Origin of the sequence: Bradyrhizobium sp. AUGA SZCCT0105 (genome assembly GCF_018129565.1) — a bacterium.
In the GTDB taxonomy this organism is placed as follows: domain Bacteria; phylum Pseudomonadota; class Alphaproteobacteria; order Rhizobiales; family Xanthobacteraceae; genus Bradyrhizobium.
The window spans coordinates 107990-132777 of the sequence record NZ_JAFCMK010000011.1 but is presented as its reverse complement, the minus strand read 5'-3'; the positions used below and the strand labels follow the sequence as shown (position 1 = coordinate 132777).

27 protein-coding genes are annotated in these 24788 nt (G+C 61.7%); 13 read left to right on the top strand and 14 right to left on the bottom strand.

Annotated elements, in window-relative coordinates; genetic code table 11:
* The first annotated feature begins 18 nt into the window (after positions 1-18).
* Positions 19-2283, top strand: coding sequence for a mercury(II) reductase (gene merBA, locus JQ573_RS34940; RefSeq protein WP_212319097.1), 2265 nt, complete (start codon positions 19-21; stop codon positions 2281-2283).
* Positions 2284-2366: 83 nt separating this feature from the next.
* Here merBA and JQ573_RS34935 read toward each other — a convergent pair whose 3' ends face one another.
* The gene (locus JQ573_RS34935) at positions 2367-2831 is read right to left on the bottom strand and encodes a bile acid:sodium symporter (RefSeq protein WP_212319099.1); all 465 of its coding nucleotides are present in this window, start codon (positions 2829-2831) and stop codon (positions 2367-2369) included.
* 271 nt (positions 2832-3102) lie between these two features.
* Here JQ573_RS34935 and JQ573_RS34930 point away from each other — a divergent pair, with 271 nt between their 5' ends.
* From JQ573_RS34930 to JQ573_RS34915, 4 genes are all read left to right on the top strand, one after another.
* Complete coding sequence (locus tag JQ573_RS34930) at positions 3103-3918, top strand: ParA family protein (RefSeq protein ID WP_249132648.1); 816 nt, start codon at positions 3103-3105, stop codon at positions 3916-3918.
* Positions 3896-4882, top strand: a complete 987-nt coding sequence (locus JQ573_RS34925; protein ID WP_212319101.1) for a ParB/RepB/Spo0J family partition protein — start codon at positions 3896-3898, stop codon at positions 4880-4882. The genes JQ573_RS34930 and JQ573_RS34925 overlap by 23 nt, the downstream gene beginning before the upstream one ends.
* Positions 4883-5321: 439 nt before the next feature.
* Positions 5322-5840: a plasmid mobilization protein gene (locus JQ573_RS34920; protein ID WP_212319104.1), complete on the top strand. Its 519-nt coding sequence runs from the start codon at positions 5322-5324 to the stop codon at positions 5838-5840.
* Positions 5837-6913, top strand: a complete 1077-nt coding sequence (locus JQ573_RS34915) for a relaxase/mobilization nuclease domain-containing protein (protein WP_312011727.1) — start codon at positions 5837-5839, stop codon at positions 6911-6913. Before JQ573_RS34920 ends, JQ573_RS34915 begins: the two co-directional genes overlap by 4 nt.
* 24 nt (positions 6914-6937) lie before the next feature.
* Here the strand turns inward: JQ573_RS34915 and JQ573_RS34910 are convergent, their stop codons facing one another.
* The gene (locus JQ573_RS34910; protein WP_212319106.1) at positions 6938-7312 is read right to left on the bottom strand and encodes a hypothetical protein; all 375 of its coding nucleotides are present in this window, start codon (positions 7310-7312) and stop codon (positions 6938-6940) included.
* Between the two features lie 266 nt (positions 7313-7578).
* Between JQ573_RS34910 and JQ573_RS34905 the strand changes: the two genes are divergently transcribed.
* Positions 7579-7827, top strand: coding sequence for a helix-turn-helix transcriptional regulator (locus JQ573_RS34905; protein ID WP_212319108.1), 249 nt, complete (start codon positions 7579-7581; stop codon positions 7825-7827).
* A 451-nt stretch (positions 7828-8278) separates the two neighbouring features.
* Here the strand turns inward: JQ573_RS34905 and JQ573_RS34900 are convergent, their stop codons facing one another.
* Genes JQ573_RS34900 through JQ573_RS34885 form a run of 4 tightly spaced genes read right to left on the bottom strand, consistent with a single transcriptional unit; the run spans position 8279 to position 12181 of the window.
* Positions 8279-8914: a DsbA family protein gene (locus JQ573_RS34900; RefSeq protein WP_212319110.1), complete on the bottom strand. Its 636-nt coding sequence runs from the start codon at positions 8912-8914 to the stop codon at positions 8279-8281.
* A gap of 10 nt (positions 8915-8924) precedes the next feature.
* Complete coding sequence (locus JQ573_RS34895) at positions 8925-10997, bottom strand: protein-disulfide reductase DsbD (protein ID WP_212408782.1); 2073 nt, start codon at positions 10995-10997, stop codon at positions 8925-8927.
* Between the two features lie 14 nt (positions 10998-11011).
* Positions 11012-11743 carry a L,D-transpeptidase gene (locus tag JQ573_RS34890; RefSeq protein ID WP_212319114.1) on the bottom strand — a complete coding sequence of 244 codons (732 nt, stop codon included), beginning with the start codon at positions 11741-11743 and terminating at the stop codon, positions 11012-11014.
* A gap of 57 nt (positions 11744-11800) precedes the next feature.
* The gene (locus tag JQ573_RS34885) at positions 11801-12181 is read right to left on the bottom strand and encodes a hypothetical protein (protein WP_212319116.1); all 381 of its coding nucleotides are present in this window, start codon (positions 12179-12181) and stop codon (positions 11801-11803) included.
* Between the two features lie 124 nt (positions 12182-12305).
* Between JQ573_RS34885 and JQ573_RS34880 the strand changes: the two genes are divergently transcribed.
* From JQ573_RS34880 to JQ573_RS34855, 6 genes are read left to right on the top strand one after another with little or no spacing between them, the layout of a single operon-like run.
* Positions 12306-12656 carry a helix-turn-helix transcriptional regulator gene (locus JQ573_RS34880; RefSeq protein WP_212319118.1) on the top strand — a complete coding sequence of 117 codons (351 nt, stop codon included), beginning with the start codon at positions 12306-12308 and terminating at the stop codon, positions 12654-12656.
* Positions 12653-13078, top strand: coding sequence for a YeeE/YedE family protein (locus JQ573_RS34875; RefSeq protein WP_212319120.1), 426 nt, complete (start codon positions 12653-12655; stop codon positions 13076-13078). Before JQ573_RS34880 ends, JQ573_RS34875 begins: the two co-directional genes overlap by 4 nt.
* Positions 13079-13080: 2 nt before the next feature.
* Positions 13081-13524, top strand: coding sequence for a DUF6691 family protein (locus JQ573_RS34870; protein ID WP_212319121.1), 444 nt, complete (start codon positions 13081-13083; stop codon positions 13522-13524).
* Positions 13524-14327: a sulfite exporter TauE/SafE family protein gene (locus JQ573_RS34865; RefSeq protein WP_212319123.1), complete on the top strand. Its 804-nt coding sequence runs from the start codon at positions 13524-13526 to the stop codon at positions 14325-14327. Before JQ573_RS34870 ends, JQ573_RS34865 begins: the two co-directional genes overlap by 1 nt.
* A gap of 12 nt (positions 14328-14339) precedes the next feature.
* A complete protein-coding gene (locus tag JQ573_RS34860) occupies positions 14340-15254 on the top strand; it encodes an MBL fold metallo-hydrolase (protein WP_212319125.1) in 915 nt (304 codons plus the stop codon).
* 40 nt (positions 15255-15294) lie between these two features.
* Complete coding sequence (locus tag JQ573_RS34855; RefSeq protein WP_212319127.1) at positions 15295-15672, top strand: rhodanese-like domain-containing protein; 378 nt, start codon at positions 15295-15297, stop codon at positions 15670-15672.
* A gap of 138 nt (positions 15673-15810) precedes the next feature.
* Here JQ573_RS34855 and JQ573_RS34850 read toward each other — a convergent pair whose 3' ends face one another.
* Positions 15811-16701, bottom strand: a complete 891-nt coding sequence (locus tag JQ573_RS34850) for a Fic family protein (protein WP_249132647.1) — start codon at positions 16699-16701, stop codon at positions 15811-15813.
* A gap of 690 nt (positions 16702-17391) precedes the next feature.
* Between JQ573_RS34850 and JQ573_RS34845 the strand changes: the two genes are divergently transcribed.
* Positions 17392-19386 carry a carbohydrate porin gene (locus JQ573_RS34845; protein ID WP_212319129.1) on the top strand — a complete coding sequence of 665 codons (1995 nt, stop codon included), beginning with the start codon at positions 17392-17394 and terminating at the stop codon, positions 19384-19386.
* 18 nt (positions 19387-19404) lie between these two features.
* Here JQ573_RS34845 and JQ573_RS34840 read toward each other — a convergent pair whose 3' ends face one another.
* The 7 genes from JQ573_RS34840 to JQ573_RS34810 all read right to left on the bottom strand — a co-directional run bounded on the left by JQ573_RS34840 (position 19405) and on the right by JQ573_RS34810 (position 24756).
* A complete protein-coding gene (locus tag JQ573_RS34840; RefSeq protein ID WP_212319131.1) occupies positions 19405-20751 on the bottom strand; it encodes a tetratricopeptide repeat protein in 1347 nt (448 codons plus the stop codon).
* Positions 20752-20993: 242 nt separating this feature from the next.
* Entirely contained in the window at positions 20994-22025 is a 1032-nt protein-coding gene (locus JQ573_RS34835) for a cation diffusion facilitator family transporter (RefSeq protein WP_212319133.1), read from the bottom strand.
* Complete coding sequence (locus JQ573_RS34830; protein ID WP_212319135.1) at positions 22018-22917, bottom strand: cation diffusion facilitator family transporter; 900 nt, start codon at positions 22915-22917, stop codon at positions 22018-22020. Before JQ573_RS34830 ends, JQ573_RS34835 begins: the two co-directional genes overlap by 8 nt.
* Positions 22918-23024: 107 nt before the next feature.
* Positions 23025-23498, bottom strand: a complete 474-nt coding sequence (locus JQ573_RS34825) for a hypothetical protein (protein ID WP_212319137.1) — start codon at positions 23496-23498, stop codon at positions 23025-23027.
* A gap of 31 nt (positions 23499-23529) precedes the next feature.
* Positions 23530-23787 carry a PilZ domain-containing protein gene (locus JQ573_RS34820; protein WP_212319139.1) on the bottom strand — a complete coding sequence of 86 codons (258 nt, stop codon included), beginning with the start codon at positions 23785-23787 and terminating at the stop codon, positions 23530-23532.
* Positions 23788-23809: 22 nt separating this feature from the next.
* Positions 23810-24124: a hypothetical protein gene (locus tag JQ573_RS34815; RefSeq protein WP_024582871.1), complete on the bottom strand. Its 315-nt coding sequence runs from the start codon at positions 24122-24124 to the stop codon at positions 23810-23812.
* A gap of 80 nt (positions 24125-24204) precedes the next feature.
* Positions 24205-24756 (bottom strand): MgtC/SapB family protein, encoded by a 552-nt coding sequence (locus JQ573_RS34810; RefSeq protein WP_249132646.1) that lies wholly within the window; start codon positions 24754-24756, stop codon positions 24205-24207.
* Positions 24757-24788 lie beyond the last annotated feature (32 nt).

Genomic DNA, 24788 nt, shown 5'->3' with positions numbered 1-24788 from the left:
TAAGAAAGGCGTGAAGCCATGAACGACTGCTGCGTATCCTCCTCGTCCCGGGGCAAGCTTGAAGCTTCCGCATCCGCGGCACTGCCGAGCTACACCGTGCGGCCGGACGTGATGTTTCCGGATTGGTCTGTGGTCACATCGCCAGCGGTCAAGGGCGCCCTGCTGGCGATGGTCGGGTCCGACCATGTGTTCGATCGCTGGAGCGGCTACGATCCCGTCACCGACCGCGTTCGCATCGCGCTGCTCCAGCTCTACGTGGAACATGGCCGAGCTCCAGCCGCAGACGCGCTTGCGGAGCGCGCGGGAATGAGCGAGGCCGCCATTCGGCGGCCGCTTGAAGACCTTCGCAATCGCGATCTCATCGTACGCGACGGCGAGCGGATCGTCGGCGCCTATCCCTTCACCGACCGCGACACGGGCCACCGGGTCACACTGGACGGACGTGTTCTCAACGCCATGTGCGCGGTCGACGCACTCGGCATTGGCGCCATGACCGATCGCGACATCACGGTTGCATCGCGCTGCCGCCATTGTGGTGTGCCAATCCGGATCGCCACGCGGGACCAGGGGCGGGCGCTGGCGCAGATCGAGCCACGGACGGCTGTCATGTGGCAAAGCGTTCGCTACGAAGGAGCATGTGCTGCGAACTCGCTGTGCGCAACCACCGCGTTCTTCTGTTCGGACGACCATCTCTCCGCCTGGAGCCGTGAACAGGCTGCGGACGAGGCCGGATTTCGGCTGTCGATCGAGGAAGGGCTGGAGGCTGGTCGCGCTCTGTTCGGACCGAGCCTCGCCGGCCTCGATACGGCGGTACAGTCTTCGGTCGGCTCGACATCGAAGGGCGCTGCAGTGGAGGACCGTCGCTTTCGCACGTCCGGTCGCAATGGTGGCGCCTACGATCTCGTCGTCATCGGCGCCGGCTCGGCCGGCTTCTCGGCCTCGATCACGGCCGCCGATCAGGGCGCACAGGTGGCTCTCATCGGCAGCGGCACCATCGGCGGCACCTGCGTCAATATCGGCTGCGTGCCGTCAAAGACCTTGATCCGCGCCGCCGAGACGCTTCACAACGCTCGCGTGGCATCACGTTTTGCCGGCATCGCGGCGAAGGCCGAACTGACCGACTGGCGCGGAACCGTTCGTCAGAAGGATGCACTCGTTTCCGAACTGCGCCAGGCCAAGTACACGAACCTGCTCCCCGCCTACAACGGTATCGCCTATCGCGAAGGACCGGCACGCCTCATGGAAGGAGGTGTCGAGGTGGACGGCGCGCGCATTCCCGCCGGCAAGATCATCATCGCGACCGGTGCGCGGCCGGCGGTGCCCGCTATCCCCGGCATTGAGGCGGTGCCGTATCTCACCAGCACGACCGCGCTCGACCTCGAGGAGTTGCCGCGATCGTTGCTCGTCATCGGCGGCGGCTACATCGGGGCGGAGCTCGCCCAGATGTTTGCCCGCGCCGGCGTCAAGGTGACGCTCGTGTGCCGGTCCCATTTGCTCCCCGAAGCCGAGCCCGAGATCGGCGCGGCGCTGACCGGATATTTCGAGGACGAAGGGATCACCGTGGTCTCCGGTATCGGCTACCGTGCGATCCGCAAGATCGAGAACGGTATTGCGCTTGATGTTTCGCGCGACGGCCAGAACACGACGATCGACGCCGATCAGGTGCTGATCACCACCGGGCGCGCGCCCAACATCGAAGGCCTTGGGCTCGCCGAGCACGGGATCGCCGTCTCGCCGAAGGGGGGCATCGTCGTCGACGACCGCATGCGCACCACCGGGGCCGGCATTTATGCCGCCGGCGACGTCACCGGCCGCGACCAGTTCGTCTACATGGCCGCCTATGGTGCCAAACTCGCGGCCAAGAACGCCCTCAATGGCGACAGCCTGCGCTACGACAACAGCGCCATGCCCGCCATCGTGTTCACCGACCCGCAGGTGGCGAGCGTCGGCCTGACCGAGGCCGCGGCGCGCACGGCCGGGCATGCCGTCCGTGTTTCCACGATTGGTCTCGACCAGGTGCCGCGCGCGCTCGCCACTCGCGACACCCGTGGACTTATCAAGCTCGTGGCCGACGCCGGTAGCGGCCGGCTGCTCGGCGCGCATATCCTCGCGCCGGAAGGAGCCGACAGCATCCAGACCGCGGCGCTGGCGATCCGACAGGGTCTCACTGTCGAGGACCTCGCGGACACGATCTTTCCGTATCTCACCACCGTCGAGGGTCTGAAGCTGGCGGCGCTGTCGTTCGGCAAGGACGTCGCCAAGCTGTCCTGCTGCGCCGGTTGAGCACACAATACGCCGCGCGATTACCGCGAGAGCCTCATCGACAGGCGCGGAATCCAGCGCACATAAAGAAGCTCACTCACGAGTTAGATGATCGTCTGGGTGACGATCACGGCTGGAAGCATCGGAACGCCTCCAGGGACCGCGAAGGCAAGCGGCAGAACCACGAGCGAGTTGCGCGTTGCTGCGCTGAATGACACCGCACGGATGGCGCTGGGCTCAAGGTGTAGGTTTCGTGCCACGAACCAGCCGATCAACGGCGCGAGAATGGCATAAGCTACGTAGATCGGCGCCGCTGTCAGCGCGGCAACCCCCGCTTCGCCGATCCGCGGCATGACGGAAGTCAGGACGAGGAGCAAGACGAGGACCGTCGCGGGCACCGGAAGAAGCCCGAGTGCCGCTGCCGCCCGAACGCCACTCGTCGTTCGCCGGGCCCATAGCTGGATAGCTCCGACCAGGACCAGCGGAATGGCGATCAGCCAGACGAAGGAGTGGATGAAGGGCCTAGGCTGGGCGAGGCCGGAGGCATCAATGTTGGTTTGAACCAACACGGCCGCAGCTCGCCAGGGCGCACGTGGTTTCTGTTGCCTTTCGTCGCCGTCACCAATCGTCCGTCTGAAATTTTCTGTTTTGCCCTCGGTCCACCTGACTCTTCTGGCAGGGGATCTTGTGCTCGATTTTCGACATTGTCGGGAGCGCACTGCGTCCGCAGCAGCAGGTGTTGGTTCAAACCAACACCTGAAGCGAAGAGCCGCGTTTAGCCAAGACCGTGGCGGCCAACCGCGCAAGTGAATCGAACGAGCGCGGTTCGGAGCAGGATAGATGAAGACGGGCGCAGATAGCCTCATCACGGATCGGCCGATGAACATCATCGTGATCAACAATCAAAAGGGCGGTGTCGGGAAGACGACCCTCGCTGTCCATCTGGCCTGGTTCATGGCGGAAGCTGGCCGCCGGGTTCTGATGATCGATGTTGATGCGCAGGGCAATGCGACAGACACGCTCAAGCATCATGCAGGACCAACCTCGGCGGCCGATCTCTTCAAACCAGCGGCGCGGATTGTCGCTAGCGAAAGCAATGGAATCACGTTGGCGCCGGCCGATAGTTCCCTGACTGATGTCGATCGCGGCAATGCCGCTGCCGTCATGACGCTGCAGCAGAACCTCGCTCATGCATCCGAGCAGTTCGATATCTGCGTGATCGACACACCGCCATCGCTTGGGCTCCGTAGCGTCGCGTGCCTGGTCGCGGCCTCGCATGTGCTGGCGCCGATTTACCTGGAAGACTATTCCGTAAAAGGCGTCAAAGGCCTGATGCAGACCGTGATCGGTGTTCAACGGCGTTATGGTCGCGAAGACACGACATTCCTCGGCCTGCTGCCTTCGAACTTCAACACCAAATCGCCCCGTCAACGAACTCATCTCGAGCAGTTGTTGCGGGAAGCCGGCAAGTACGTTTTTCCGGGCCAGATCGTTGCACGTGATGGCTATGCCGAAGCCGTAGCGGAACGCGTGCCGGTGTGGTGTTTGAAACGCCGCTCTGCGCAGGAGGCGGGTCGGGAAATCCGCACGGTCCTCGCCAAGATTGCGGAACGGCTCGACCAGGAGAGGACTGATGACGCTCGATCTCAGCTTTAAGGACCTTGCGGATGTTGCCGAAAGAGGAAGCGCAGGAGCGGGGCGCCCGCTTCTGATTGCGATCGAGACCATTGACGAGGACCCTGATCAACCACGCCGCAACTTCAGCGAACAGGAACTGGAGGAACTTTCCCAATCGATTCGCGAGCACGGCGTACTGCAACCCATTGTGGTTCGTCGTTCCAACCTGGAAGGGCGACACGTCGTTGCCATGGGTGCGCGCCGTTACCGTGCTGCGCAACGTGCCGGATTGCATGAAATACCAGCTTTCATTCAGGACAGTCGTGAGCCGGATCGATACGCGCAAATGATCGAGAATATTCAACGTGATGATTTGCGAACGCCGGAAATCGCGGCGTTTATCGCGGATCGTCTGGATGCTGGCGACACCCAAGCCGATATCTCGCGCAAGCTTGGCAAACCAAGAGACTGGGTGTCACGGTACGCCGCAGTTCAAAGTATGCCGGAATTCCTCCGGGCGAGGCTTGAGAATTGTTCGATTCGTGCGCTTTATGAACTCTACCAGGCTTGGCGCACGCATCCGGATGCGATCGAACGCCTATGCGCGACGCGGGACAGCTTCACCGATGCACAGGCCCGCCAATTGGTCCGGGACGTCCGCGCCGAGTCCGATCGCGCGGACGCTCAGCCCGAATCGTTTGCTGGATCACCCAAATCGGCCCGAAGCGACCTCGTGCCGGGAGCATCTCTGTGGCGCACACCAAGCATAGCCGCAAAAGCAACAGTCGATCATCCGTCGGCAACACCTCGCGTCGTTTCACCATCCCGGACGGCAGCATCCCTGACCATCAGGGTGCGGCATCAGAACCGGGTCGGTCGGCTTCTTATTGATCGGATCGCGTCGCAAGGGTCCCGTCACGCTGTGGTGTTGGTCGATGGCGCTGAGGAGGCAGCAGAAGTTCCGGCCTCAGCGCTCACGATCGAGGAAATCCTTTCGACATGACCTTGTGCGGCCCCCTTGTCGCAAACACAGACGGTCCCTGTGTGCCGGCAGAGCGACTTTCCCATCCGAAGGATGGCGCGTTAGCGCAGCAGCCGAAGGCCGAACGCGCTCCCCATAGCGCTGTAGTGAGGCCGCAGGCTGCTCGAAAGTTGCGGTCCACAACCTCGGAGCCCATTGGTGGATTTGTCTCCCGCGGTGCAGGCGAGCCGGAGGTAGCACTGGCTGGGTCGTCCAAGACTGACCCCAGGCAGCATTCGACGTGGATGGTGGGGCATTTCACGCTCGACTGCCTGACCATGGCGAGCCTCGAACACAATGGGTGTTGTTGGTTTAAACCAACATGGTGGAGGGGCTCTCTGCGGAGAGGGTGTCAGCGTTTTCTAGTGCAGGATAGGCTTCGCGCCAGCGATGTATTACATCGCGATTGGGATTGGAGTGGATGGCTCTGATCTCGCTTCGCGTCCCCGACGAAGTCGCGGCAGATTTCTCGGCTCTTGCGGCTACCCAGGGCGGCAAGTCGGCGCTGTTGCGACGTCTGATCGGGGACGCGCTGAACGCGACGTCGGCGCGCGTGCCGACATTGGCGGTCGGTCGGCCGGAAAAGGTGACTGTCCGATTTCGTGAGAGCGAGATGCGGCAGCTCGCGGAAGTCTCACATCAGCGTGGCATGACCCGAACCGGCTGGATTGTGGCGCTAGTGCGCTCACGATTGGGATCACCTGTTCAGCATTCTCCCGAAGAACACACCGCGCTTCGCGCCATCGTCCGCGAGCTCAATCGGATCGGCGGCAACATCAACCAGATCGCGCGGGCCGCAAACACCAGCGTACTGCAGGGCAGGGCGGTTGAGTCGGATCTATCCGCAATTGGCGAAGCCAGAACCGTCATCGAATCGGCGCTCGCGCTATTGCGTGGTGCCCTCGATGGCAACGCGGATTACTGGGAGACGCGACGGTGAGCCGGCGCCGTCCACCACAACGGCCCAACCTGCTCGCCGAGCTGCCGCCGATCTCGTATGTATGGGAAACGCCCAATCGGCGCCCAAGGCGGCCGGAGTGGGACATTCCCGATTCGGCTGCTCCTCGCCGCCTCACGCCGGCAATGCGTGCAAAGCTCGAACGAATCGTGGGCCGAGTGCCAGAGGTGATGGTCAAGATCACCGGCCGCACCAAGGGCGTGGCACATCTCAAGTCGCACCTCGCATACATCACTCGAAATGGTGAACTCGATGCGGAAACAGAGCAGGGGGCTGCGATGACCGGCCGGGTCGGATTGAAGGACCTGCAGCAGCGGTGGGCGGACGATGCAGCGCTCGATGACAAGCGTCGCCGCGATGGATCGCTGTCGATCAACATCATCCTGTCAATGCCGGCGGGGACGGATGCCATCGCGGTCAAGGAGTCCGCGCGGGCGTTTGCTATCGAAACCTTCGAACACAATCACGACTACGTTTTCGTCCAGCACCTCGACGACAAGCATCCCCACGTCCATTTGACGGTCCGGTCCCTCGGCCATGATGGCCGACGCCTCAACCCCCGCAAGGCGGAGCTTCACGCATGGCGAGAACGGTTTGCCGGAGAGCTCCAGCTTCGCGGGATCGCGGCAGAGGCAACGCCACGGCGAACCCGCGGACGCATTCGAAAGGCCGATCGTGGGGCGGTGCTGGCCTTGCGCGAGCGAAAGATTACGCCCGAGGTCGATCGTCTGGCGCGGGAGGAAGTTCTCCGGGAGGTGAGGGGCGGCGAGACTGCCGAACGCCCTTGGGAGGATCGGATCAGGTCACGTCAGGATGCGATTCGGCGCCGATATCTCGATTACGCCGCCGAGCTTGAGCGCTCCGGAACAGCACGCGATCGCGCGCTTGCATCGCAGATCCGTCAATTCGTCAAGGATATGCCGGCGATCGAAACCCGCCGGCATGTGTTGAAGAAGGAGCTTTCGGAACTCGCCAATAGCCGGCGTCGCGACGCGGAGCAGGGCGGCGATGCCGATCAACGCGGCGGTACGCGAGACAACGAGCGCAGCAAGTAAACGATCTGCGATTTTAGATTGAGTTCAGTAGCCACCATTTGGGCTACGTCGAATGTCTCTGGGGTCCGCAGCCATCGGTACATCAGGAATATGTCCCAGTTGCCGCTCCAGGCCGATCAATGTTTGTCGGGCTACCTCCAATTTCGCAGTCGCCTCGCTCAGGGCGGACCCCGCTTCGTTCGATCGCGACACTGCTGCAGAGCCAGTTTCAAAGAGGCTATCCTTGAGTGACGGCGCATCGTCCTCGAGAATGGCGCGCCCCAAATCAGGCAGCATGCTCGTCAGCGCCCGATGCGCGGAAGCTTCCTCTTGTTCCAGGTTCTCAACTGCGGTGAGGGCCTTGCGATATTGCCGCAACGCCTCGATGGTCTTCTCTTCAAGATCGGTATCGTCGATCAATGGCTGTTTCTCCTCATCGAATCATTCGAGCCATTAAATGCGTTTTTGAACAAACGAAGGCTTAACACGCGCCGAATGAGAGCTGCGATGCGTTGCGTTGAGACATCGGTCCTTGAACCGAAACTGCTCGTCATTCTCCGCCCAGAAGCAGTTTCCCGGACAAACCCCAATGGCATCGTCCAAGAGCGGTAGTTCTCACAATATCTGGTTTTTAGATAATCTGTAAATCCGATTATTTGTCTGCCCCCTTGTCTCTGGGGCAGAAAATGCCACGAACACTCCGATCTCCTCGGCAAAAGGCCCTGATCGCCCTGCTTATTGAGCAGCGGAAACAATCAGGGTTGACGCAGGCCCAGCTCGCAAAACGGCTGCGGCGTTATCAGTCTTTTGTGGCCACGGTCGAAAGCGGCCAGCGCCGGATTGACGTTATTGAGTTTTTGGATTTGGCAGATGCTATTGGGTTTGATCCGATCGATGCAATCAAAAAGCTTCGCGCGTCGGCGCGTCCTCAGTAACTCGCAAGGCTCGCTTCGCTACAGGAGATCGTAAGCACTGTCGGCCCGCGTAACCGCATGAGAGGCGCAAACCGATTGACTTGGAAGCGCACATGCAACGACCGTCGCGGTTTGATCCGTTGTCGCGCGCATTCGGACGCCATTTGTCAACCGGGCAAAAATTCGAGCGCGCCTGGCGAAACCCGCGCCTGTTTTGCTTCCGCATCCGTCACCAGGATTGGCAGGCCGGGGTAGGAAAACAGTTGAATGTTTCCCTATTTGTCCTATGATAGCTGGGTACGCCCCGCTTGGTCCCTGCACTTGCATACCTTCGGGGCAAGCTTTTTAAGAGGCTTGGTCGAGCGATTGCTCCCGGCCTTTTCCTCGTTCTAAGCCATTGATTCGCATAAGCTATCTTATGGAATGTTTTCCTAGATTTACCATGCGCCAGTCCGATGGCGTCCCACCGTGTCTATTTCGTTTCGCGTGCTGCGGCCCGCGCGTCCGCAATGGCCTGCTTGAAACCAGCCGCGTCGAGCACGCCGGGGACACGGAACGTCCCGACGATGAAGGCGGGAGTACCCTGAAAACCAAAGGCCTCGGCCTGTTCATTGTTGCGGGCCAACAGCGCCTCGATGGCAGGTTGGTACGTCGTCATGTCCTTGACGGCCCGGTCGATGTCGACGCCAGCCTTCAAGAGCAGGTCCCGAACGATTTTCTCGCTTAGCTTCGTGGTCGCTCCGATCAAGGCGGCATGCGCCTCATGGTACTTGTTCTGATATTTCGCTGCGAGAACCATCTTCGCCGCATATTGCGAGGCTGCGCCGAAGATCGGCCAGTCCTTCATCACGATGCGCAGCTTTCCATCCTCTTTGGCGACCCTGGCTAACTCCGGAGCGACTTTCTTGCAGTACGGGCATTGATAGTCGAAGTACTCGACAATGGTGATGTCTCCTTGCGGATTGCCCATCGACGGAACGTCGGGGTCGCGCAGGACGCTTTCCCTGAAGGAATCGGCGCTCTCCCCCGAAGCGAAGGTTGAAAGGCCGACGAGGTTTCCGACGGCGACGCTGGTTGCGATGGCGACGGCGATGATCATTTTCTTCATGGTGTGATCTCTATTTGGAACGTGCCGCCGCGTCATTGAACGCAGCCGACACAGACGATGCGGAAAGGATTTCGGAAAGCGCGATGCCGTCAAGGGCCCCGGGGCCGAAGACGATGTTGAAGGGAATCCCGTAGCGCCCGTGCTCGTGCAGAAACTGCGCGATCTCCGGATCCGGTTTGGTCCAGTCGGCGCGCAGGGGCACCACGTCCGAGGAGAGCCGCCCCGCGACCTCCTGCCCGTCGATCACAAAAGCCTTGTTGATTTTGCAGGTAATGCACCAGTCCGCGGTGACATCCACGAACACCGTGCGACCCGCGGCGACGAGCGAATGCAGTTCGGGGGTGGAAAACGTGCGCCATGGAATCGGCTGGGCAGGCGATCGATGCTGCGGAGTGAAAGTAGCAAGAGCTGTTATGACGACTGCGATTGCCGCGCCCGCCCCCGCGACCCTCCTGGGTGGTGCCCCCTTCGCCAAGCCGAGGACGGCGAGTGCCGAGGCCAACGCGACGCCGATCGAGAGAGCCAGCGTCGTGCCAGCGACCTCGCCGAGCACCATCAGGAGCCACCCGGCGGTCGCCAGCAGCGCGATGCCGAAAACCTGTTTGACGTGAGCCAACCATGGCCCCGGCCTTGGCATGACCTTCGCTATCCCGGGAAATGCGGCAACAATCAGATATGGCGACGCCATGCCGATGCCGAGGGACGCGAAGATGATCATGATCTCGCCAGTTCCCTGCGACAGCGCAAAACCCACGGCCGTTCCGACAAGAGGAGCCGAGCACGGCGTCGCGAGGAGGGTCGCCACGAAGCCGCTGAGAAAATGCGACGTCGTGGACGTTCCGCCGGCGATGCCGCTCACTTTTGTCAGCAATGCGGATGGCGCCGCGAGATGAAGGAGATCGAACTGGCTGGCGGCGAACAGCGACAGGACGATCGACATTCCCGCCAGGAATAGCGGCTGTTGGAATTGAATGCCCCAGCCGACGCTTGCGCCTGCCGCCTTCATGCCTGCTAACACGCCCGCAAGAGCTAGGAACGACAGGAGGATGCCGGCCGCCGTTGCCGTGAATCCCTTGCGCACCTGTCGCTTGTCGGCCGTGCTGCCGTGAACGAAGGATAGAAGCTTTAGCGAGAGCACCGGAAATGCGCACGGCATCAGGTTCAGGATGAAACCGCCGGCGAGCGCAATGCCGATGAGTGCGAGCAAAGTTGACGGCGCGGAGGCCGGCCGGGGATCGACGGACGCCGGCAAACTCCCGCTCTCCCTGGCCCGCACGGCTGGTGAGACCGCCAGCACGCTTTCGCCGCCAGAGACCACCGTGGCCGTCACTGTGCGGTCGCGGTTGCTGTTCGCGGTCTCACCGGGCAGGTCGACGGCAAGCGTTGCGCGGTTGCCGTGATCGAACGTTACGACCGGCTTGTCTCCGCTCAGCGGAGGATCGCTCTCGATAAAGGCGTCGGGTGCGCGAAAAGGCTTGCTCGAGGCGACCTCGATCCGTAACGACGCGGGCCCCCTAGAGGAGCGTTCGATGGAGAGAACAGACAGCACGAGAGATGTGGCCTCTGGAACCTTCGAACGCCATGCGTCGATGGCGGCCTGGGATGGACCGCCCGCCCCCGGCTGGATCGTGGCGTCGAGCACTCGCTCTTCGCGGACGCAGACGGTGCTACAGGCGTAAACCGCGAGCCTGAGGCGGACGCGTGTCTCTACGTTCGGATCGCGGACCTTGAGCCTGACCGGAAAGAGGACTTCGTGCGTGTATCCAACCGTCTCAAATCCTAGAATGGACAGCCGAGATGGCGCAGGCCACTGCACCTCCGCATCGATGACGTTCGACGAACCGGACCAGTCGAACTCAGTCGGCAGTCCGGCATCCCCCGGTGATTTCCAATAGGTCTTCCATCCCGGCCCGAGATTGAGGTCGACCCCCAACCACGTCCCATCACGGGCCGCCGTCGAGTCGCCTACCATGAGGTCGGCCCTGATATCCGGCTTGTTAGCCACCGCCGGTGTAAAGGTCTGACCTGCCGCGGCGGATGCCGCGAAGACGCCGACGACGAAGGCGGCGATGGTGCGCAGCATGATGTTCGTCCTCATCAGCGCACCTCCGCCTTGATCGATGTTTCGGCTGCGACTGATGAGGTCGCCCGCGATTCAGCCTCGGAGAGAACAACCACCTTGGATCCAACCGGGACGCGGTTGAAGAGATCGATCACATCCTGATTCAACAGCCGGATGCATCCGCTTGACACGTTCTTGCCGATACTTTCAGGCTCGTTGGTGCCGTGGATGCGGTAGAGGGTGTCCTTGCCGTCCTGATAGAGATAAAGAGCTCGCGCTCCCAGCGGGTTGGTAATGCCCGCGGCCATGCCCTGCCGGTACTGCTTGAGCTCCGGCTGACGGGCCACCATCGCGGAAGGCGGCGTCCAAGTCGGCCACTGCGCTTTGCGGCGGATGTCAGCCGTTCCGGTCCAGCCGAAGCCATCGCGTCCCACGCCTACGCCGTAACGCAAAGCGAAGCCGCCTTCCTGCACCAGGTACAGAAACTTGGCGTAGGGATCGACGACGACGGTGCCGGTGGGATAGTTCGTCGCATAGCGCACGCGCTGTTTGACGAATGTGGGGTAGATCGTCTCAGCTTCGACCGCAGGGATACGGACGGCGCCGTCCGAGAGTGCGGCGTATTGCGGTGGTAGCGGTGGCGCAAAGGACGCTTGCTGAAGCGTCGCCTGATTGCAGGCGGCCAGCAATACTGTCAATCCGGTCGAGCACAAAGCGCGCAGCAACGGATGCGACGCCGCACGAAGTGCGGCTAACGGCGATATCATGATTGTTCTCCAGGGATCTATGGACGCAATACGGCCGTCAGCGCGAAGCTGCCGACGTTATGCGTGGATCCGTGGAGGCCTGAACTGCGGAGCGCCGAGCCACTGCACCAGGAGCGCCATGTCGGCGAGGGGAGTATCTCCGGCAGCGGAAGACTGAGGTTCAACGAAGACGGAACTCGTCGCATCAAGTGCGGCCATGGCACCTGCGCTGCACGATGTTCCCACGGCCCCCGGAACCACGCGCTGGCAAGGCTTGCCGCCTTTAATCGTATGGTTCTTGACGAACACGGTCTGATCCGCCTTCGAGACGACCCGTGCCAACACCGGCTGCAAAAGCGATGCACACAGGCCCACCACGCAAAGCACGGCCAGCAGGAAACGAGACAAGCTCGTCCGCCGACGCGCGGTTCCAATGGCATGGGCGGGATTCGGGTGCATCCCTGCTTTCTTCTCTAGCCGGCGCGCAACTGGCAAATCACCAGTCCGTGATACCTAAGTGTTCCACGCTTGCCAATCACATAAGCATTCACTAATTTAGAAATTGCTAATAAGGACTCTGACGATGGTTCCCGATGCCAAGGATTTCGCGGACTTCCAGAAGAACGCGACGGAAGTCGCGGAGATACTGAGCGCGCTGGCCAACGAGCGGCGCCTCATGATCCTCTGCACGCTGGTAGAATATGGCGAAGCGACGGTGGGCTCTCTTGTCGACGCTGTCGGCATAAGCCAGTCGGCATTGTCCCAACACCTTTCGAAGTTGCGCGACGAGGGCATCGTCACGTTCCGTAAAGAGAGCCAGACGGTTTGGTACCGCATCGCCGATCCTCGCATCGAAAAGCTGTTCGCGACGCTTCACGACCTGTTCTGCCGCACCGCGCGCAAAGCTCGTAAGCCACGGGGCGCGCTCCGATGACCGAATTCACCCCAGGATCGGCTCTCGCGGGCGGATTAATGATAGGTGCGTCCGCGTCGCTGCTCTTGATCTTCAACGGAAGAATCGCAGGCATCAGCGGAATCGTGGCAGGCCTGTTTCAGCGCGATCTTCTGGAGGTCTCATGGCGGGTTGCCTTCGTGGTCGGCGTGTTGCTGGCGCCCTTCCTCTATGGAGTCATCTTCGGTTCCCTGCCTCCGGTCGCGTTCGATGCCTCCGCGGGCGTGATCGTGGTCGCAGGGCTTTTCGTCGGCTTCGGCACGCGGCTGGGATCGGGGTGCACCAGCGGTCACGGCGTGTGCGGCCTGTCACGCGGATCTCCGAGGTCGCTGCTCGCGACCGGAGTCTTCATGTTCACCGCCGTCGTTACGGTGCTCGTCACCCGTCACCTGATCGGACAATAGAGATGTTGGCCCTCTCCGCATTCGGCACCGGACTCATCTTCGGCCTCGGGCTCATCGTCTCGCAGATGGTGAACCCTGCGAAGGTGCTGGCATTTCTGGACGTCACCGGATCATGGGATCCGAGCCTCGCTTTCGTGATGGTCGGCGCCATTTCCGCGTCCGGAATCGGATATGCGGTCGCAAAGAGCCGCGGTGCCCCTGTCCTCGGCAACAGGCTGGAGATACTAAACCGCCCGGATTTCGATGCCCGCTTGATAGGAGGCGCCGCCCTCTTCGGGATCGGTTGGGGCATGGTGGGACTGTGCCCGGGCCCTGCGGTGGCCACGCTGCCGCTCGGTCTCTGGCAAGTATTGGCGTTCGTCGTCGCCATGCTCGCGGGCATGGGTCTTTGCGCCGCTCTTCCGTCCGGCAAGACACAACTTTCTCCGCGGAAGGTCGAAGCCTGATGCCGGATCTCGTCACCAGCATGCTCACGGTCGGTTCGGGAGCGATCGTTGGGGTCGTGCTGGGCCTGGTTGGCGGCGGCGGCTCGATCCTCGCGGTGCCTCTGCTCGTCTACGTGGTCGGCATTAGGTCTCCGCACGCTGCCATTGGCACAAGCGCCGTCTCCGTCGCGGCGAGTGCGGCGGGAAACTTGCTTTCGCACGGGAAGAACGGAAACGTCAAATGGGGTTGCGCCGCCGTCTTCGCGGCGGCCGGCGTCGTCGGCGCCTTCGGCGGTTCGACGGCGGCCAAGGCGGTCGACGGTCAAAGGCTTCTGGCATTGTTCGGACTGGTGATGGTCGTCGTCGGTCTGCTCATGCTTCGCCCCCGGTCCTCGGAAGGCGATCCCGACGTCAGATTGACGACGGAGTCCGCCAGCAAGCTCGCTCCGCTTCTCATCGGCGTAGGATTCACCGTCGGATTGTTCTCGGGGTTCTTCGGGATCGGCGGCGGCTTTCTGATCGTGCCGGGCCTGATGTTGGCGACCGGCATGCCGTTATCGAATGCCATCGGGACGTCGCTATTTGCCGTAAGTGCGTTCGGCGCAGCGACGGCCGCGAGCTACGCGTTCTCGGGCCTCATCGACTGGCCCATGGCCGGCCTATTCGTTCTCGGCGGTCTTGTCGGCGGCGTGGTCGGTGTCCGGATCGGGAAGGTTCTGGGCGCCCGCAAGCGGGTGCTGACCCTGGTCTTCGCGAGCCTAGTCATACTTGTCGGAGTCTACGTCGTGGCCAAGGGCTTTTGGCATCCATCCGCCGCGGCATAAAGGAGAAATAAAATGACGAACGAGAAATCCACCGGGCGGCACGGGCGACCCGTCGTGACCGGATTCTTCGAGAAGCGCACGTCGAGCGTCCAGTACGTCGTGGCCGATCCGGAAACGGGGGAATGCGCCATTATCGACCCCGTTCTCGATTTCGATCCGAATTCCGGCGCTACGGCGACGACTTCGGCGGACGCCCTGCTGGCCCACATCGAACGCGAGGGTTACAGGTTGGTCTGGATCCTGGACACGCATCCGCACGCCGATCACTTCTCTGCGGCGGGCTATCTCAAGGATAAGACCGGCGTGCCGAGCGCGATCGGCGAGAAGGTCGTCGAAGTGCAGAAGCTGTGGAAGCGAATCTACAATTACGACGACACGTTCGCAATCGACGGATCACAATGGGACAAGCTCTTCTCCGACGGCGAACGGTTTAAGATCGGCAACCTTGACGTGGAGGTCTTGCTGACGCCGGGCCACACGCTGGCTTCGATCGCTTATCTCGTTGGTGACGCCGCCTTTATTCATGACACCATTTTTATGCCCGATGGTGGCACTGCCCGCGCGGATTTCCCGGGCGGCAGCGCACGCGCGCTGTGGTACAGCATTCAGAGGATCATGGCTCTTCCCGACGACACTCAATTGTTCACGGGCCACGACTACTGTCCCGGCGGACGCAGGAAGCCCCTCTGGGAAAGCACCGTCGAACGGCAACGCGTCGAGAACATCCATTTGACGAAGGCGAAGACCGAGGAAGAGTTCGTAGCGCTGCGCGAGGCCCGGGACCGCGAACTTCCCATGCCAAAGCTCATCCTGCACTCGCTACAGGTGAACATCAGGGGCGGTCGGTTTCCGGAACAAGAGCCGAATCGCCAACGTTACCTTAAAATACCACTCAATGCATTTGAAGCGGCACCGTGGGCCGATTGATCGCTCTTTTCCCGCAAATGACGCAGCAAAGGATCGCCACATGAAAAGCACCAAAGAGCTTGTCAGCGAAGCCAATGAACAAAATGAAACGCTAAGCGCCAACGAGGCTATGAAGCTTACCTCCGACAAGGAAATCGTCTTCGTGGATTTACGGGAGCCTGGTGAGGTGGAGAAAGGTTCGCTCCCGGGCGCGGTGCACGTCCCACGTGGACTTCTAGAGTTCCAGATCGACCCGGAGAGCCCCTCGCATAATCCAAAGCTTGCCGGAAAAAAGAAGCTGGTGCTGTACTGCGGCTCGGGCGGCCGTTCGGCATTGGCTGCCAAAACTTTGAAGGATATGGGCGTAACGAACGTGGCTCACGTAGCCGGCGGTTTTCCTGCGCTGCAGAAGGCTCTAGGCGGGAACAAGCCGTCCTGAAGCGGAGCAGCCAGAAGCTTGGGTCAACTTCGCAGAAATCGGCTGAACTGAAAACGCTGCGTGTTGCCGCCGGGAGTCATATGATCGTGCCGCCGGGACTCTGCCAATTCGAAGGCTGGTCCAAGCGTCGAGGCAAGCTCATCCGAATCGTAGCGCACTGTCCCGGTCGCCCGCTCTTGGTGCGTCGGCGCTGTCCATCATCCGCTTATACTCTCCCCGGTCCTTTAGACCGCGTGCCAGTCCCCTGGAAATCGACCACAGGCCGCTGCCGCCGATGCCTGCCCGCAATCCCATCGCATGCGACATCAGGCGACTAACACGCCCATTGCCGTCGACGAACGGACGGATGTAATTCAGCCGGTGATGCGCCGTCGCAATGGCGATGATCCGGGGGCTCGCCTGGCTCTCGGCTGCCGCAAAGCGCTTCTCAAAATAGTCCATGAAGGTCTGCACGACCTCTGAGGATGGCGGGACATGGCGGCCAACGGAAATGTCCTCTTCCGTTGAGGATCTGAACTTACCGGGCACGATGTCGATCTCCATACCATCGTTGCGCTTCGCCACTCGGAATTCTGCGGAAATCTCGTCGTAGAAGGATTTGTGGAGGAGCGAGATGAATTTCATCGACACCGGCACCGGTAGCTTTCCAGTCGCATACGCAACGTCGATGCCTCGTTGCACCTCGACGTGAGCCTTCGCCTCCAGTGCGAGCGGCCGCTTCTCAGGTTCAATCGCTGCACCGGCAAGCGCGCGCTCAATATCGAGCGGTCGCGCCTTGTGACCCTCGATCAGATTGGAGTAGTAGCTGTTCATCATGCGGACGAGGTCAGCGAGTTCGGCCAGACTATCCTTGTTCAGGCCTTGGCCGAGATCGGCCGATTCCTTCTGTATTTCTACCGCGAGATCTGCCACTGCCCGCGGAACGTCTTCCTCGAATAGGCATGGTTCGATGCGAGTAGGTGTTTCAAGGGCTTCCATGCCGATATTTTGGGCAGATTTAAGCAATAGTTTCAACTTAATAACGTTCATTGAAGCTGAAAATTGCCGATCGTAGCTGCCGATGTTGGTCCTTTGACATTACCGATCCATTGACATAAATATGTCAATTGCATCAGTAGCTTGATAGGATAAAATGTCAATCGTGCCGATCTGGCGTGCCGATATGAGTTCGCTTAAGCCTAAACGCTGGAGTTTGTCTCTAACAGACGCCCGTCCCGCGCCAGTACCGTCGCTGCTGGTGGTACCGGTCCAAGCGGCCTTTGCACGTCGGCGCTGGCGTCGGTGCTGGCGGCCACTGGATGAAGCCAGGCGAAGCCAACCAGCGCGTTTTATCAACACCGGGCGCAACCGCGTCCGGGCGCCGACGCGCACTGCGCACGGAATCTCCGTCCCGCCGCAGCCCTTCAATGAACGCGACAATGACAAGCCGTTGAGGTTCGCGCGGAGATCCAACCTTGGACTGCTTGGCCACGCTAAGGCCTCCCCAGCAGCACCCACGCAGGACGCTCTACTTACGCCTGCTTGGCTGAAAAAGAACGCCCCCCGTCCCCGCCAAGCTGTTTCCCTCCGCAATCCGTGATGGCGCACCCGCTATGTTCCACAGCGCTTTTTGTTCCTATCGTTCACGACAGGACCATGACGCCGAGCGATGCTTAATTAGTTGCCAAATACGCCATGTCGTGCGCTTTTTCAGGCCACGAAGCTTGAAAGTTCGGGGCGATGAAGCGGGTCATTTTTGGCGTATTCCTGGCGACCGGGTGCATCTGCGACGGCATTGCGGCCGATGGGGAGCGACCCCGCCTCGCGGAAACCTTCGATTGGACCGGACCATTCGCCGGCGCTCATTTGGCCTATTCGGCCGGCAGCTCCCAGTTTTCGTCAAGCGGCCAGGGATCTGCGCCAGCGGCTGGCTCGTTCGGGCTTATTAATGTTTTCGACCCCTCCAAGGGTACGGGCAGCTACGCCATCGGACTGAGCGCCGGGTACAATTACATGTTTCCGTCGCGCGTGGTTCTTGGCGTCGAGGCCGATGTGTCCTTTCCGAACACGATCGCGGGCTCCGCTGTCGTCCCCGGTTCACAGGGCCCCTCGACGTTCAGAGAGGCGGTGCAAGCCTCCGGATCGGTGCGCGCGCGCCTTGGCTATGCGCCGGGCGCCTGGCTTTTCTACGCCACCGGCGGCCTGGCGTGGACCTACGACCGGTCGACGCTCGCACCGGGGGTCGGCGCTGATGGTGAAGCCCAGGATCTTACGCGTCTAGGCTTCGCATGGGGAGCAGGAGCCGAACTCGGGTTGTCGCCGAATTGGTCGGCAAGGTTCGAATACCTCGGGACGGGTTTCGGCTCGCAGGGTGTGACATTTTCGGGAGCGGCGCAGCGGGTGTCGTCGGATTGGGCGGTTCACACGGCACGGTTGGGCTTCAACTATCGGTTTGGCCGGGATGAAGGGCAAGTGCTCGACGCGGGCCTGAAGCCGCTGGAGACCGATTGGTTCAATCTGCGGGCTCAGACCACCTACCTGCAGCAGTATGCGGCGCCGTTTCGTGCGCCATACCGCGGCACCAACAGCCTCATTCCCAATCAATCCCGCGAAACCTGGGACGTCACCTTCTATGCCGGGATGCGGCCGTGGGAGGGCGGCGAATTCTGGATCAATCCGGAGATCGACCAAGGGTTCGGCTTGAGCTCGACGCTCGGGGTCGCGGGATTTCCGAGCGGCGAAGCCTACAAGGTCGGTTCTGCCGTTCCCTACGCCCGAATTCCCCGCGCCTTCTTTCGGCAGACGTTCAACCTCGGCGGCGAAACGAAGAAGGTCGACGGCGACATCAATCAGTTCGCCAGTACCCAGACTAGCGATCGGATCGTCCTGACAGTCGGAAAGTTCGCAGTAACCGACGTCTTCGACAACAACAAATACGCGCACGACCCGCGTAAGGACCTCATGAACTGGTCGCTGATCGATACCGGCACTTTCGATTATGCGGCGGATGCCTGGGGCTACACCTATGGCGCCGCCATCGAATGGTATACGGGCGCCTGGACGATACGCGGAGGCCTGTTCGACCTGTCCAGGGTGCCCAACAGTCAGGAGCTCGATCCGACTTTCCAGCAGTTCCAATGGGTCGGAGAGATCGAACACCGGCATGAAATTTGGGGCAAGCCTGGCAAGGTAGCGGTGACCGGCTTTCTATCGCGGGGACGCATGGGACGCTTCGACGATGCCGTGGCGCTCACCCAGGCGACCGGCGGGCCTGCCGACACGGCATCCGTCCGGTCGTATCGCAGCCGCGCGGGCGTCAGCGTCAATCTCGAACAGGAGGTGACCCGCGATCTTGGCATCTTTGCACGCGCCGGCGTTGCCGACGGATCGGTGGAGTCGTATGAGTTCACGGATATCGACCGGACGGCAGCGGCCGGGCTCTCGCTCGCGGGCGCATCGTGGAATAGACCGAACGACACATTCGGACTGGCTGGCGTCATCAACGGCATTTCAAGTGCGCGGCGGGCCTATCTCGATGCCGGCGGGCTCGGCATTCTGGTCGGCGACGGCCGGCTTCCCAATCCCGGTCCGGAGAAGATCATCGAAACCTACTACAGCTTTCCAGTATCGGCGTGGCGCGCGACCTTGAACTATCAGTTGGTCACCAATCCCGCCTACAATCGCGACCGCGGTCCGGCTTCAATTTTCGGCGCCCGTTTGCGCGCGCAGTTCTAGCAACGGCAAGCCGCACGGTTACTTCGTTCGGCTCAATTCCGCGCCTGCAGCGCTGAACACGACATCGGCGGAACGACATTTCTCTCTCACCGTTTGCAGGATTTCGCGTCCATCCGGCGTCTTGCCGTCGTGCATGAGGAACTCGCCGATGTAAAAATCGGCTTCGCAGAGCCGCTTGGCGGCTGGCGCGTTGCCCTCCTCGGCATGCTCACGTACGCGACCCGCCTCCAGGGTCCCAAGATAGAGATCGAGGACCGCGCCCGGCCACCGGTCGCGTCGCACCCTGGCCGTGTTCTCCTCGAGTTCCTGGCGGTCCGCAAATCCCTGGTGGACCCGCGCTATGTGCAACCAGATCACCGGATTCGGGTTCGATGGCCTGAGACGAACGGCGATCTGAAGGTCCTCGACCGCCGCCGCAATAGCGTCCGAGTACAGGTGCGCGCGACCTCGTCCGAGATAGACGGCCGCATTACCCGGATCGAGCTTTTGGGCACGATCGAAATCGCCTATCGCTTCCTTGTACCGGCCAAGCGCCAAATACGCGTTTGCCCTGTTGGCCCAAAAGATGGGATCGCTTTCGCGCAGCCGGATGGCTTCACCGAAATCCGCGATGGCGGTTTCCGCGTCTCCCTGCATGAGGTAGACGCCGCCGCGATTGCTGTAGGCATCGGCAAAATCCTTCCGCAAGGCAATCGCGCGATCGTAGTCGGCCACGGCGGCCTGGTAGTTTTGCTTCGCGATGAAAGCGTGGGCACGGTTGTAGTAGGCCTCCGCATACGCCGGATCGAGACGTATCGCGGTCCCGTAATTCTCAATGGCCAAGTCCAATTCGCCCTTGCGTTCGTAAACCGAACCGAGATTATTACGTATCAGCGCACTGTCGGGGTTGAGCCGAAGGGCTTGCAAGAGGTCGTCGCGCGCGAGGTCGAATTCGCGGCGATCCGTCCAGATGAGCGCCCTGTAGACGTAGGAGTTCGGAAACTGCGGGAGCAGTGCGATCGCAGCGTCGAGATCGCCCAGCGCAAGGTCGCGCAAACCGAGCGCTTCGTAGGAGACGCCGCGGCTGTACAGGAGAAATCCTCGCTGCTCCGGCGCGAACTCTCCGCGCCGGAGGGCTTCGTCGAACAGCTGAATGGCATATGGATAGAGCCTCCGCTCTTTTGCAGCAAACCCTTCGCGGACGAGCTCGTTTGCCGTCTGCGCCGCCGAAGGCACTGCAAAAGCGAAAAGGATCGAGACGCACAAGGCCGCGCGAGCTGCGGCATACCGAAGACCGTACAGCCGCGCTGCGCCGCGCGGTATTGCGCTCCAAACCGCCTTTATCTCGGTCATCCGCGTCGACGTGGGCGCCCTGCGCTGAAACATCCGCCTACCCTCCCGTCAGTTGGCCGATCGCCACGAAAGGTGCCCGGTTGCGGATAACCCGCAATCATCGCACCGGAATGACCAGCCTCCCGGCTCCCTATGCCAATCGCCGTCGCTCGCGCATGCCGGACACGCCGCCGTTCCCCTTTCGGACGGCCCCGCGCCGAGCTTGGCTTCCACCGCCGCCTTGAGCCGGTTGGCGCGCACGATTCCTTCCGTTTCCTCATTCTCGTCCACCTAACCTAGACCACGCTGTCTGGAGCGAGCGAGCAGGCGTTGCCCTCGCTGATCTCGATCTGCAGGGTCGCGTGGCCGATCTTGTAGAATTCCTGCAGCATGTGGGCGCATTCCATCAGGAATTCGTCGCCCGGATGTCCGGACGGGATCACCAAATGACATGTCATCGCGGTTTCGGTGGTGCTGATCGGCCATACGTGCAGATCATGGATTTCCGTCACGTTCGGTCGATCGAGCAGAAACGCCCGGACCGCATCGAGGTCGATCTCCGCGGGTGCTGCGCTCAACGACATGCCGACCGAACTCCGCAGCAGGCCCCAAGTGCTCCACAGAATGACGGCGCAGATCACCAGGCTCATCGCCGGATCCAGCCACAACCACCCGGTCCATAGGATCAGCGCCGCCGAGATCACGACGCCGGCCGACACAGCGGCGTCGCCCGCCATGTGCAGGAACGCGCCCTGAATGTTGATGTCGCCCTTTCGTCCTCTTGCAAACAGCAGTGCCGTGGCACCGTTGACGAATATGCCTATCGTCGCGACCACCATGACGGTGACGCCGGCGACCGGTTCCGGATCCCGGAAACGCTGCACCGACTCCCACCCGATCGCGCCGGTGGCCACAAGCAGAAAGACTGCGTTTGCGAGTGCCGCAAGGATCGACGAGCCGCGGAGCCCGTACGTGAACCTTCCGCTTGGAGCGCGCTTGGAGGCGATTGAGGCCGCCCAGGCGACCAGCAGTCCGAAGACGTCGCTCAGATTGTGCCCGGCGTCGGCCATCAGCGCGGTCGAGTTCCCGAGATAGCCGTAGACGGCCTCGGCGACGACGAGCGCGGTGTTCAAGGTGATGCCGATGGCGAACGCCTTGCCGAAACTCGCCGGCGCATGGACGTGCCCGGCGCCACCATGATCATGATGATGATCATCGCCGGCGGCATGCCGGTGATCGCCATCATGATCATGGTCCCCATCATGGCCATGACCGGCATGCCGACGATGATTATCGGCGCTCCCGCCCCTCTTGCTTACGTTAGACATGCAGCACGGCCTCCTCGGCTCTGATGGCTTCGTCCTCGATCTGGACAGTGACGTGGTCGATGCCGAATTCGTCCTTCATGACTCGGCGTGTTTCACGCAGCGCCTCGCGTCCACGCGACATGTCGGCGAGGACGAGATGGCCGCTCATGGCGTCGAAGCCGGACGTGACGGTCCATACGTGTAGATCATGGACGGCGGTCACGCCGGCGATCTGCATGAGCTTCCGTTCAAGCGTCCCAGGGTCGACGTTCGGGGGCGTGCCCTCCATCAGGATATGCGTAACCTGCTTCAGCAGCGCCCAAGTCCTTGGGACGATGAACAGCCCGATGCCGGCGCCGATGATCGGGTCGGCAAGAACCCAGCCCTTCCACATGATGAGCAAGGACGCGACGATGACCCCGATCGAGCCGAGCATGTCGCTCAGCACCTCGAAATATGCGCCCTTTACGTTCAGGCTTTCGGACGATCCACCGGCAAGCAGCCGCATACTGATCAGGTTGACGACGAGCCCGATCGCCGCGACGACGAGCATCGGGCCGCTCCGGATCTCGGGTGGCGCCTGGAAGCGTTGATAGGCTTCGTAGAGGATGTAGACCGTAAGCAGCAGCAGCACGACGGCGTTGGTCAGCGCCGACAACACTTCCATGCGCAGGTAGCCGTACGTCCGCTGCGGGGTCGCCTCGCGTTGCGCGAACCGGATCGCGAGCAGCGCCAGCGCCAGCCCGCCGACGTCCGTCATCATGTGCGCGGCGTCCGCCAGCAGCGCCAGGCTGCCCGTGACCAGACCGCCGACGACCTCGGCCACCATGTAGGTCGCCGTGAGGCCAAGCGCCCACGCCAGCCTTCCCGCGTGCTGCGCGGCCGCGGTTCCTGCGGCACCTCCACCGTGCATGCGGTCAGCTCCCCGGAGTCAAGGTTTGGTGGTCTTCGGCGCCGCCGAAGTGAATGTGCGCGTTTATCGATGACGTCATGCTCTACGATCCAGTCTTCCATCCGCCTTCATCGAAACCGGCTCCCGTTCCAGATCAATCGTGTGCAGCAGCTATGGTCGAATGCGCCGCAATGCAGATCGATGGCGGGGACGCCGGAAACGATCGACATGTCGACTTCAGAGGTCTTTCCGCGCCAGACCTCCCGCTGCAAGCCAGCCCGGGAAACAAAGACGCGATGGAGACATCCGTCGGCCGAACAGAGCTCCGCACTTTTTGCGCATCCGATCTCGTCGAAGTGCACCGCCGTGAATTCTTCACCCGCGCCTCCCTGCAGATACCGCAGAAACCCGTTACGCACGGTGATGTATTCATTCCCGCATTCGCGCTGCGCCACATCGAGTGCGGAGCGGATGGCGGGAGAGAGCCGGTCGTACTGGCCGGAGGATAGCGGCACCAACCGGCCGGAGGCCTGACCCGAAGCGCGCGCCATCGCGCCGGACGCCGTAAGACACATCATCAATGCTATGAAGAAACGCCACATGAGATCCTCCCTGCCAGCGTTGCCAACCGCATCATGAGCATTCTCGACCCGATTTGAAGGAGACGCCGATACGCTGTTCCTTGATCCAGACGATCCGGCATTCGTGACGGACATCGTCGGACGAGATCACCAGCGTGAATTCCCGAGGCACGCCGAGCGGACTCACGACGTCCAGCATCGCGCCCGACTTCGTGAGGTTGCGCACGGTACAAGAGATCGCCGATCCCCCGAACGAGATCATTCCGGCCTTCAAAACGCGCGTTCGCCGCAATTTGCGCTTGTCTTCCACGAGGGCCTCCCATCGCGACACGCTAGTCCACCTTCTTTTCGGCCTTCTCCGCGAGTTCGACGATGTCGCCTTTCGTGAACAGGATGCCCTGAAGCTCGGTCCGCCAGTCCTTATTGCGTCGGAGCAGGAATTCGAGATTCATGCCAAAATGCTTGAATTCCTCCTTCTGCGCGTTGGCCATGATCGCTTTGGCCTCCTTGTCCTTTTCCAGCGACATCCGCTGTTCGTACCAGCCGATGGCCTCGGCTTCCTCGATCAGCGACGTGATCATTCGTGCGAAGGTGCGCGTCTCCTGCGAAAGCTCGTCGGCCGGTTCGTGGTATTGGTCGAATCCCATTTTCTTCTCCTGCTGTTCAGGTCGTGGATGGATTTGCTATTTGGATCGAGTTGAAGGCGACGCCTGTGACGAGGCGTCCGTCAGAATTCGTTTTTATTCCCCTCCGGCTTGATTTTCTTCGGCCGCCAGCGGCGGGCGTCGAGCCGGCCGATCACCGGCAGAAATTCAAATTCGAGGATCAGGATCACCATTCCGGTCACGAGCGCGGCGATCAGAAGTTCACCGACACCCGCGAGCATGCCGACCGCGGCCGTCGACCAGATCGCCGCGGCGGTGGTCAGGCCTCGGACGGCGCCCCCGTCCCTCAGGATCATGCCGCCTCCGAGGAAGCCGACGCCGGTCACAACGCCCGCCATCACTTTTTCGGCGGTCGCCGGAAAATTCTCGACGCCGACGGCCGTGAAAGCGGCCGCTCCCAGGCTGACGAGCATGAAGGTACGATCGCCGGCCTCGGAACCACGAAACTCGCGTTCCCACCCGATCGGGAAAGCCAGCGCCACCGCGACTCCAATCCTGATTAGCAATGCAGCATCGAACCTTGTGGTCCCGCCGGCGTCGCCCGGCGCGGCGGACGCGATTGCCGCGCCAATCGTCAGCCCGAAGACCAGAGCGAAAAAAGCGACGGGGGCCATCGCATGACGCGCCCTCCCTATGGTGGACATTC

Bases quoted from the DNA above. Each gene is read 5' to 3' on its own strand.
- merBA (WP_212319097.1), top strand. From the start codon at position 19: ATGAACGACTGCTGCGTATCCTCCTCGTCCCGGGGCAAGCTTGAAGCT.
- JQ573_RS34930 (WP_249132648.1), top strand. From the start codon at position 3,103: ATGAAGACGGGCGCAGATAGCCTCATCACGGATCGGCCGATGAACATC.
- JQ573_RS34925 (WP_212319101.1), top strand. From the start codon at position 3,896: ATGACGCTCGATCTCAGCTTTAAGGACCTTGCGGATGTTGCCGAAAGA.
- JQ573_RS34920 (WP_212319104.1), top strand. From the start codon at position 5,322: ATGGCTCTGATCTCGCTTCGCGTCCCCGACGAAGTCGCGGCAGATTTC.
- JQ573_RS34905 (WP_212319108.1), top strand. From the start codon at position 7,579: ATGCCACGAACACTCCGATCTCCTCGGCAAAAGGCCCTGATCGCCCTG.
- JQ573_RS34900 (WP_212319110.1), bottom strand. From the start codon at position 8,914: ATGAAGAAAATGATCATCGCCGTCGCCATCGCAACCAGCGTCGCCGTC.
- JQ573_RS34895 (WP_212408782.1), bottom strand. From the start codon at position 10,997: ATGCTGCGCACCATCGCCGCCTTCGTCGTCGGCGTCTTCGCGGCATCC.
- JQ573_RS34890 (WP_212319114.1), bottom strand. From the start codon at position 11,743: ATGATATCGCCGTTAGCCGCACTTCGTGCGGCGTCGCATCCGTTGCTG.
- JQ573_RS34885 (WP_212319116.1), bottom strand. From the start codon at position 12,181: ATGCACCCGAATCCCGCCCATGCCATTGGAACCGCGCGTCGGCGGACG.
- JQ573_RS34880 (WP_212319118.1), top strand. From the start codon at position 12,306: ATGGTTCCCGATGCCAAGGATTTCGCGGACTTCCAGAAGAACGCGACG.
- JQ573_RS34875 (WP_212319120.1), top strand. From the start codon at position 12,653: ATGACCGAATTCACCCCAGGATCGGCTCTCGCGGGCGGATTAATGATA.
- JQ573_RS34870 (WP_212319121.1), top strand. From the start codon at position 13,081: ATGTTGGCCCTCTCCGCATTCGGCACCGGACTCATCTTCGGCCTCGGG.
- JQ573_RS34865 (WP_212319123.1), top strand. From the start codon at position 13,524: ATGCCGGATCTCGTCACCAGCATGCTCACGGTCGGTTCGGGAGCGATC.
- JQ573_RS34860 (WP_212319125.1), top strand. From the start codon at position 14,340: ATGACGAACGAGAAATCCACCGGGCGGCACGGGCGACCCGTCGTGACC.
- JQ573_RS34855 (WP_212319127.1), top strand. From the start codon at position 15,295: ATGAAAAGCACCAAAGAGCTTGTCAGCGAAGCCAATGAACAAAATGAA.
- JQ573_RS34850 (WP_249132647.1), bottom strand. From the start codon at position 16,701: ATGAACGTTATTAAGTTGAAACTATTGCTTAAATCTGCCCAAAATATC.
- JQ573_RS34845 (WP_212319129.1), top strand. From the start codon at position 17,392: ATGAAGCGGGTCATTTTTGGCGTATTCCTGGCGACCGGGTGCATCTGC.
- JQ573_RS34840 (WP_212319131.1), bottom strand. From the start codon at position 20,751: ATGTTTCAGCGCAGGGCGCCCACGTCGACGCGGATGACCGAGATAAAG.
- JQ573_RS34835 (WP_212319133.1), bottom strand. From the start codon at position 22,025: ATGTCTAACGTAAGCAAGAGGGGCGGGAGCGCCGATAATCATCGTCGG.
- JQ573_RS34830 (WP_212319135.1), bottom strand. From the start codon at position 22,917: ATGCACGGTGGAGGTGCCGCAGGAACCGCGGCCGCGCAGCACGCGGGA.
- JQ573_RS34825 (WP_212319137.1), bottom strand. From the start codon at position 23,498: ATGTGGCGTTTCTTCATAGCATTGATGATGTGTCTTACGGCGTCCGGC.
- JQ573_RS34815 (WP_024582871.1), bottom strand. From the start codon at position 24,124: ATGGGATTCGACCAATACCACGAACCGGCCGACGAGCTTTCGCAGGAG.
- JQ573_RS34810 (WP_249132646.1), bottom strand. From the start codon at position 24,756: ATGGCCCCCGTCGCTTTTTTCGCTCTGGTCTTCGGGCTGACGATTGGC.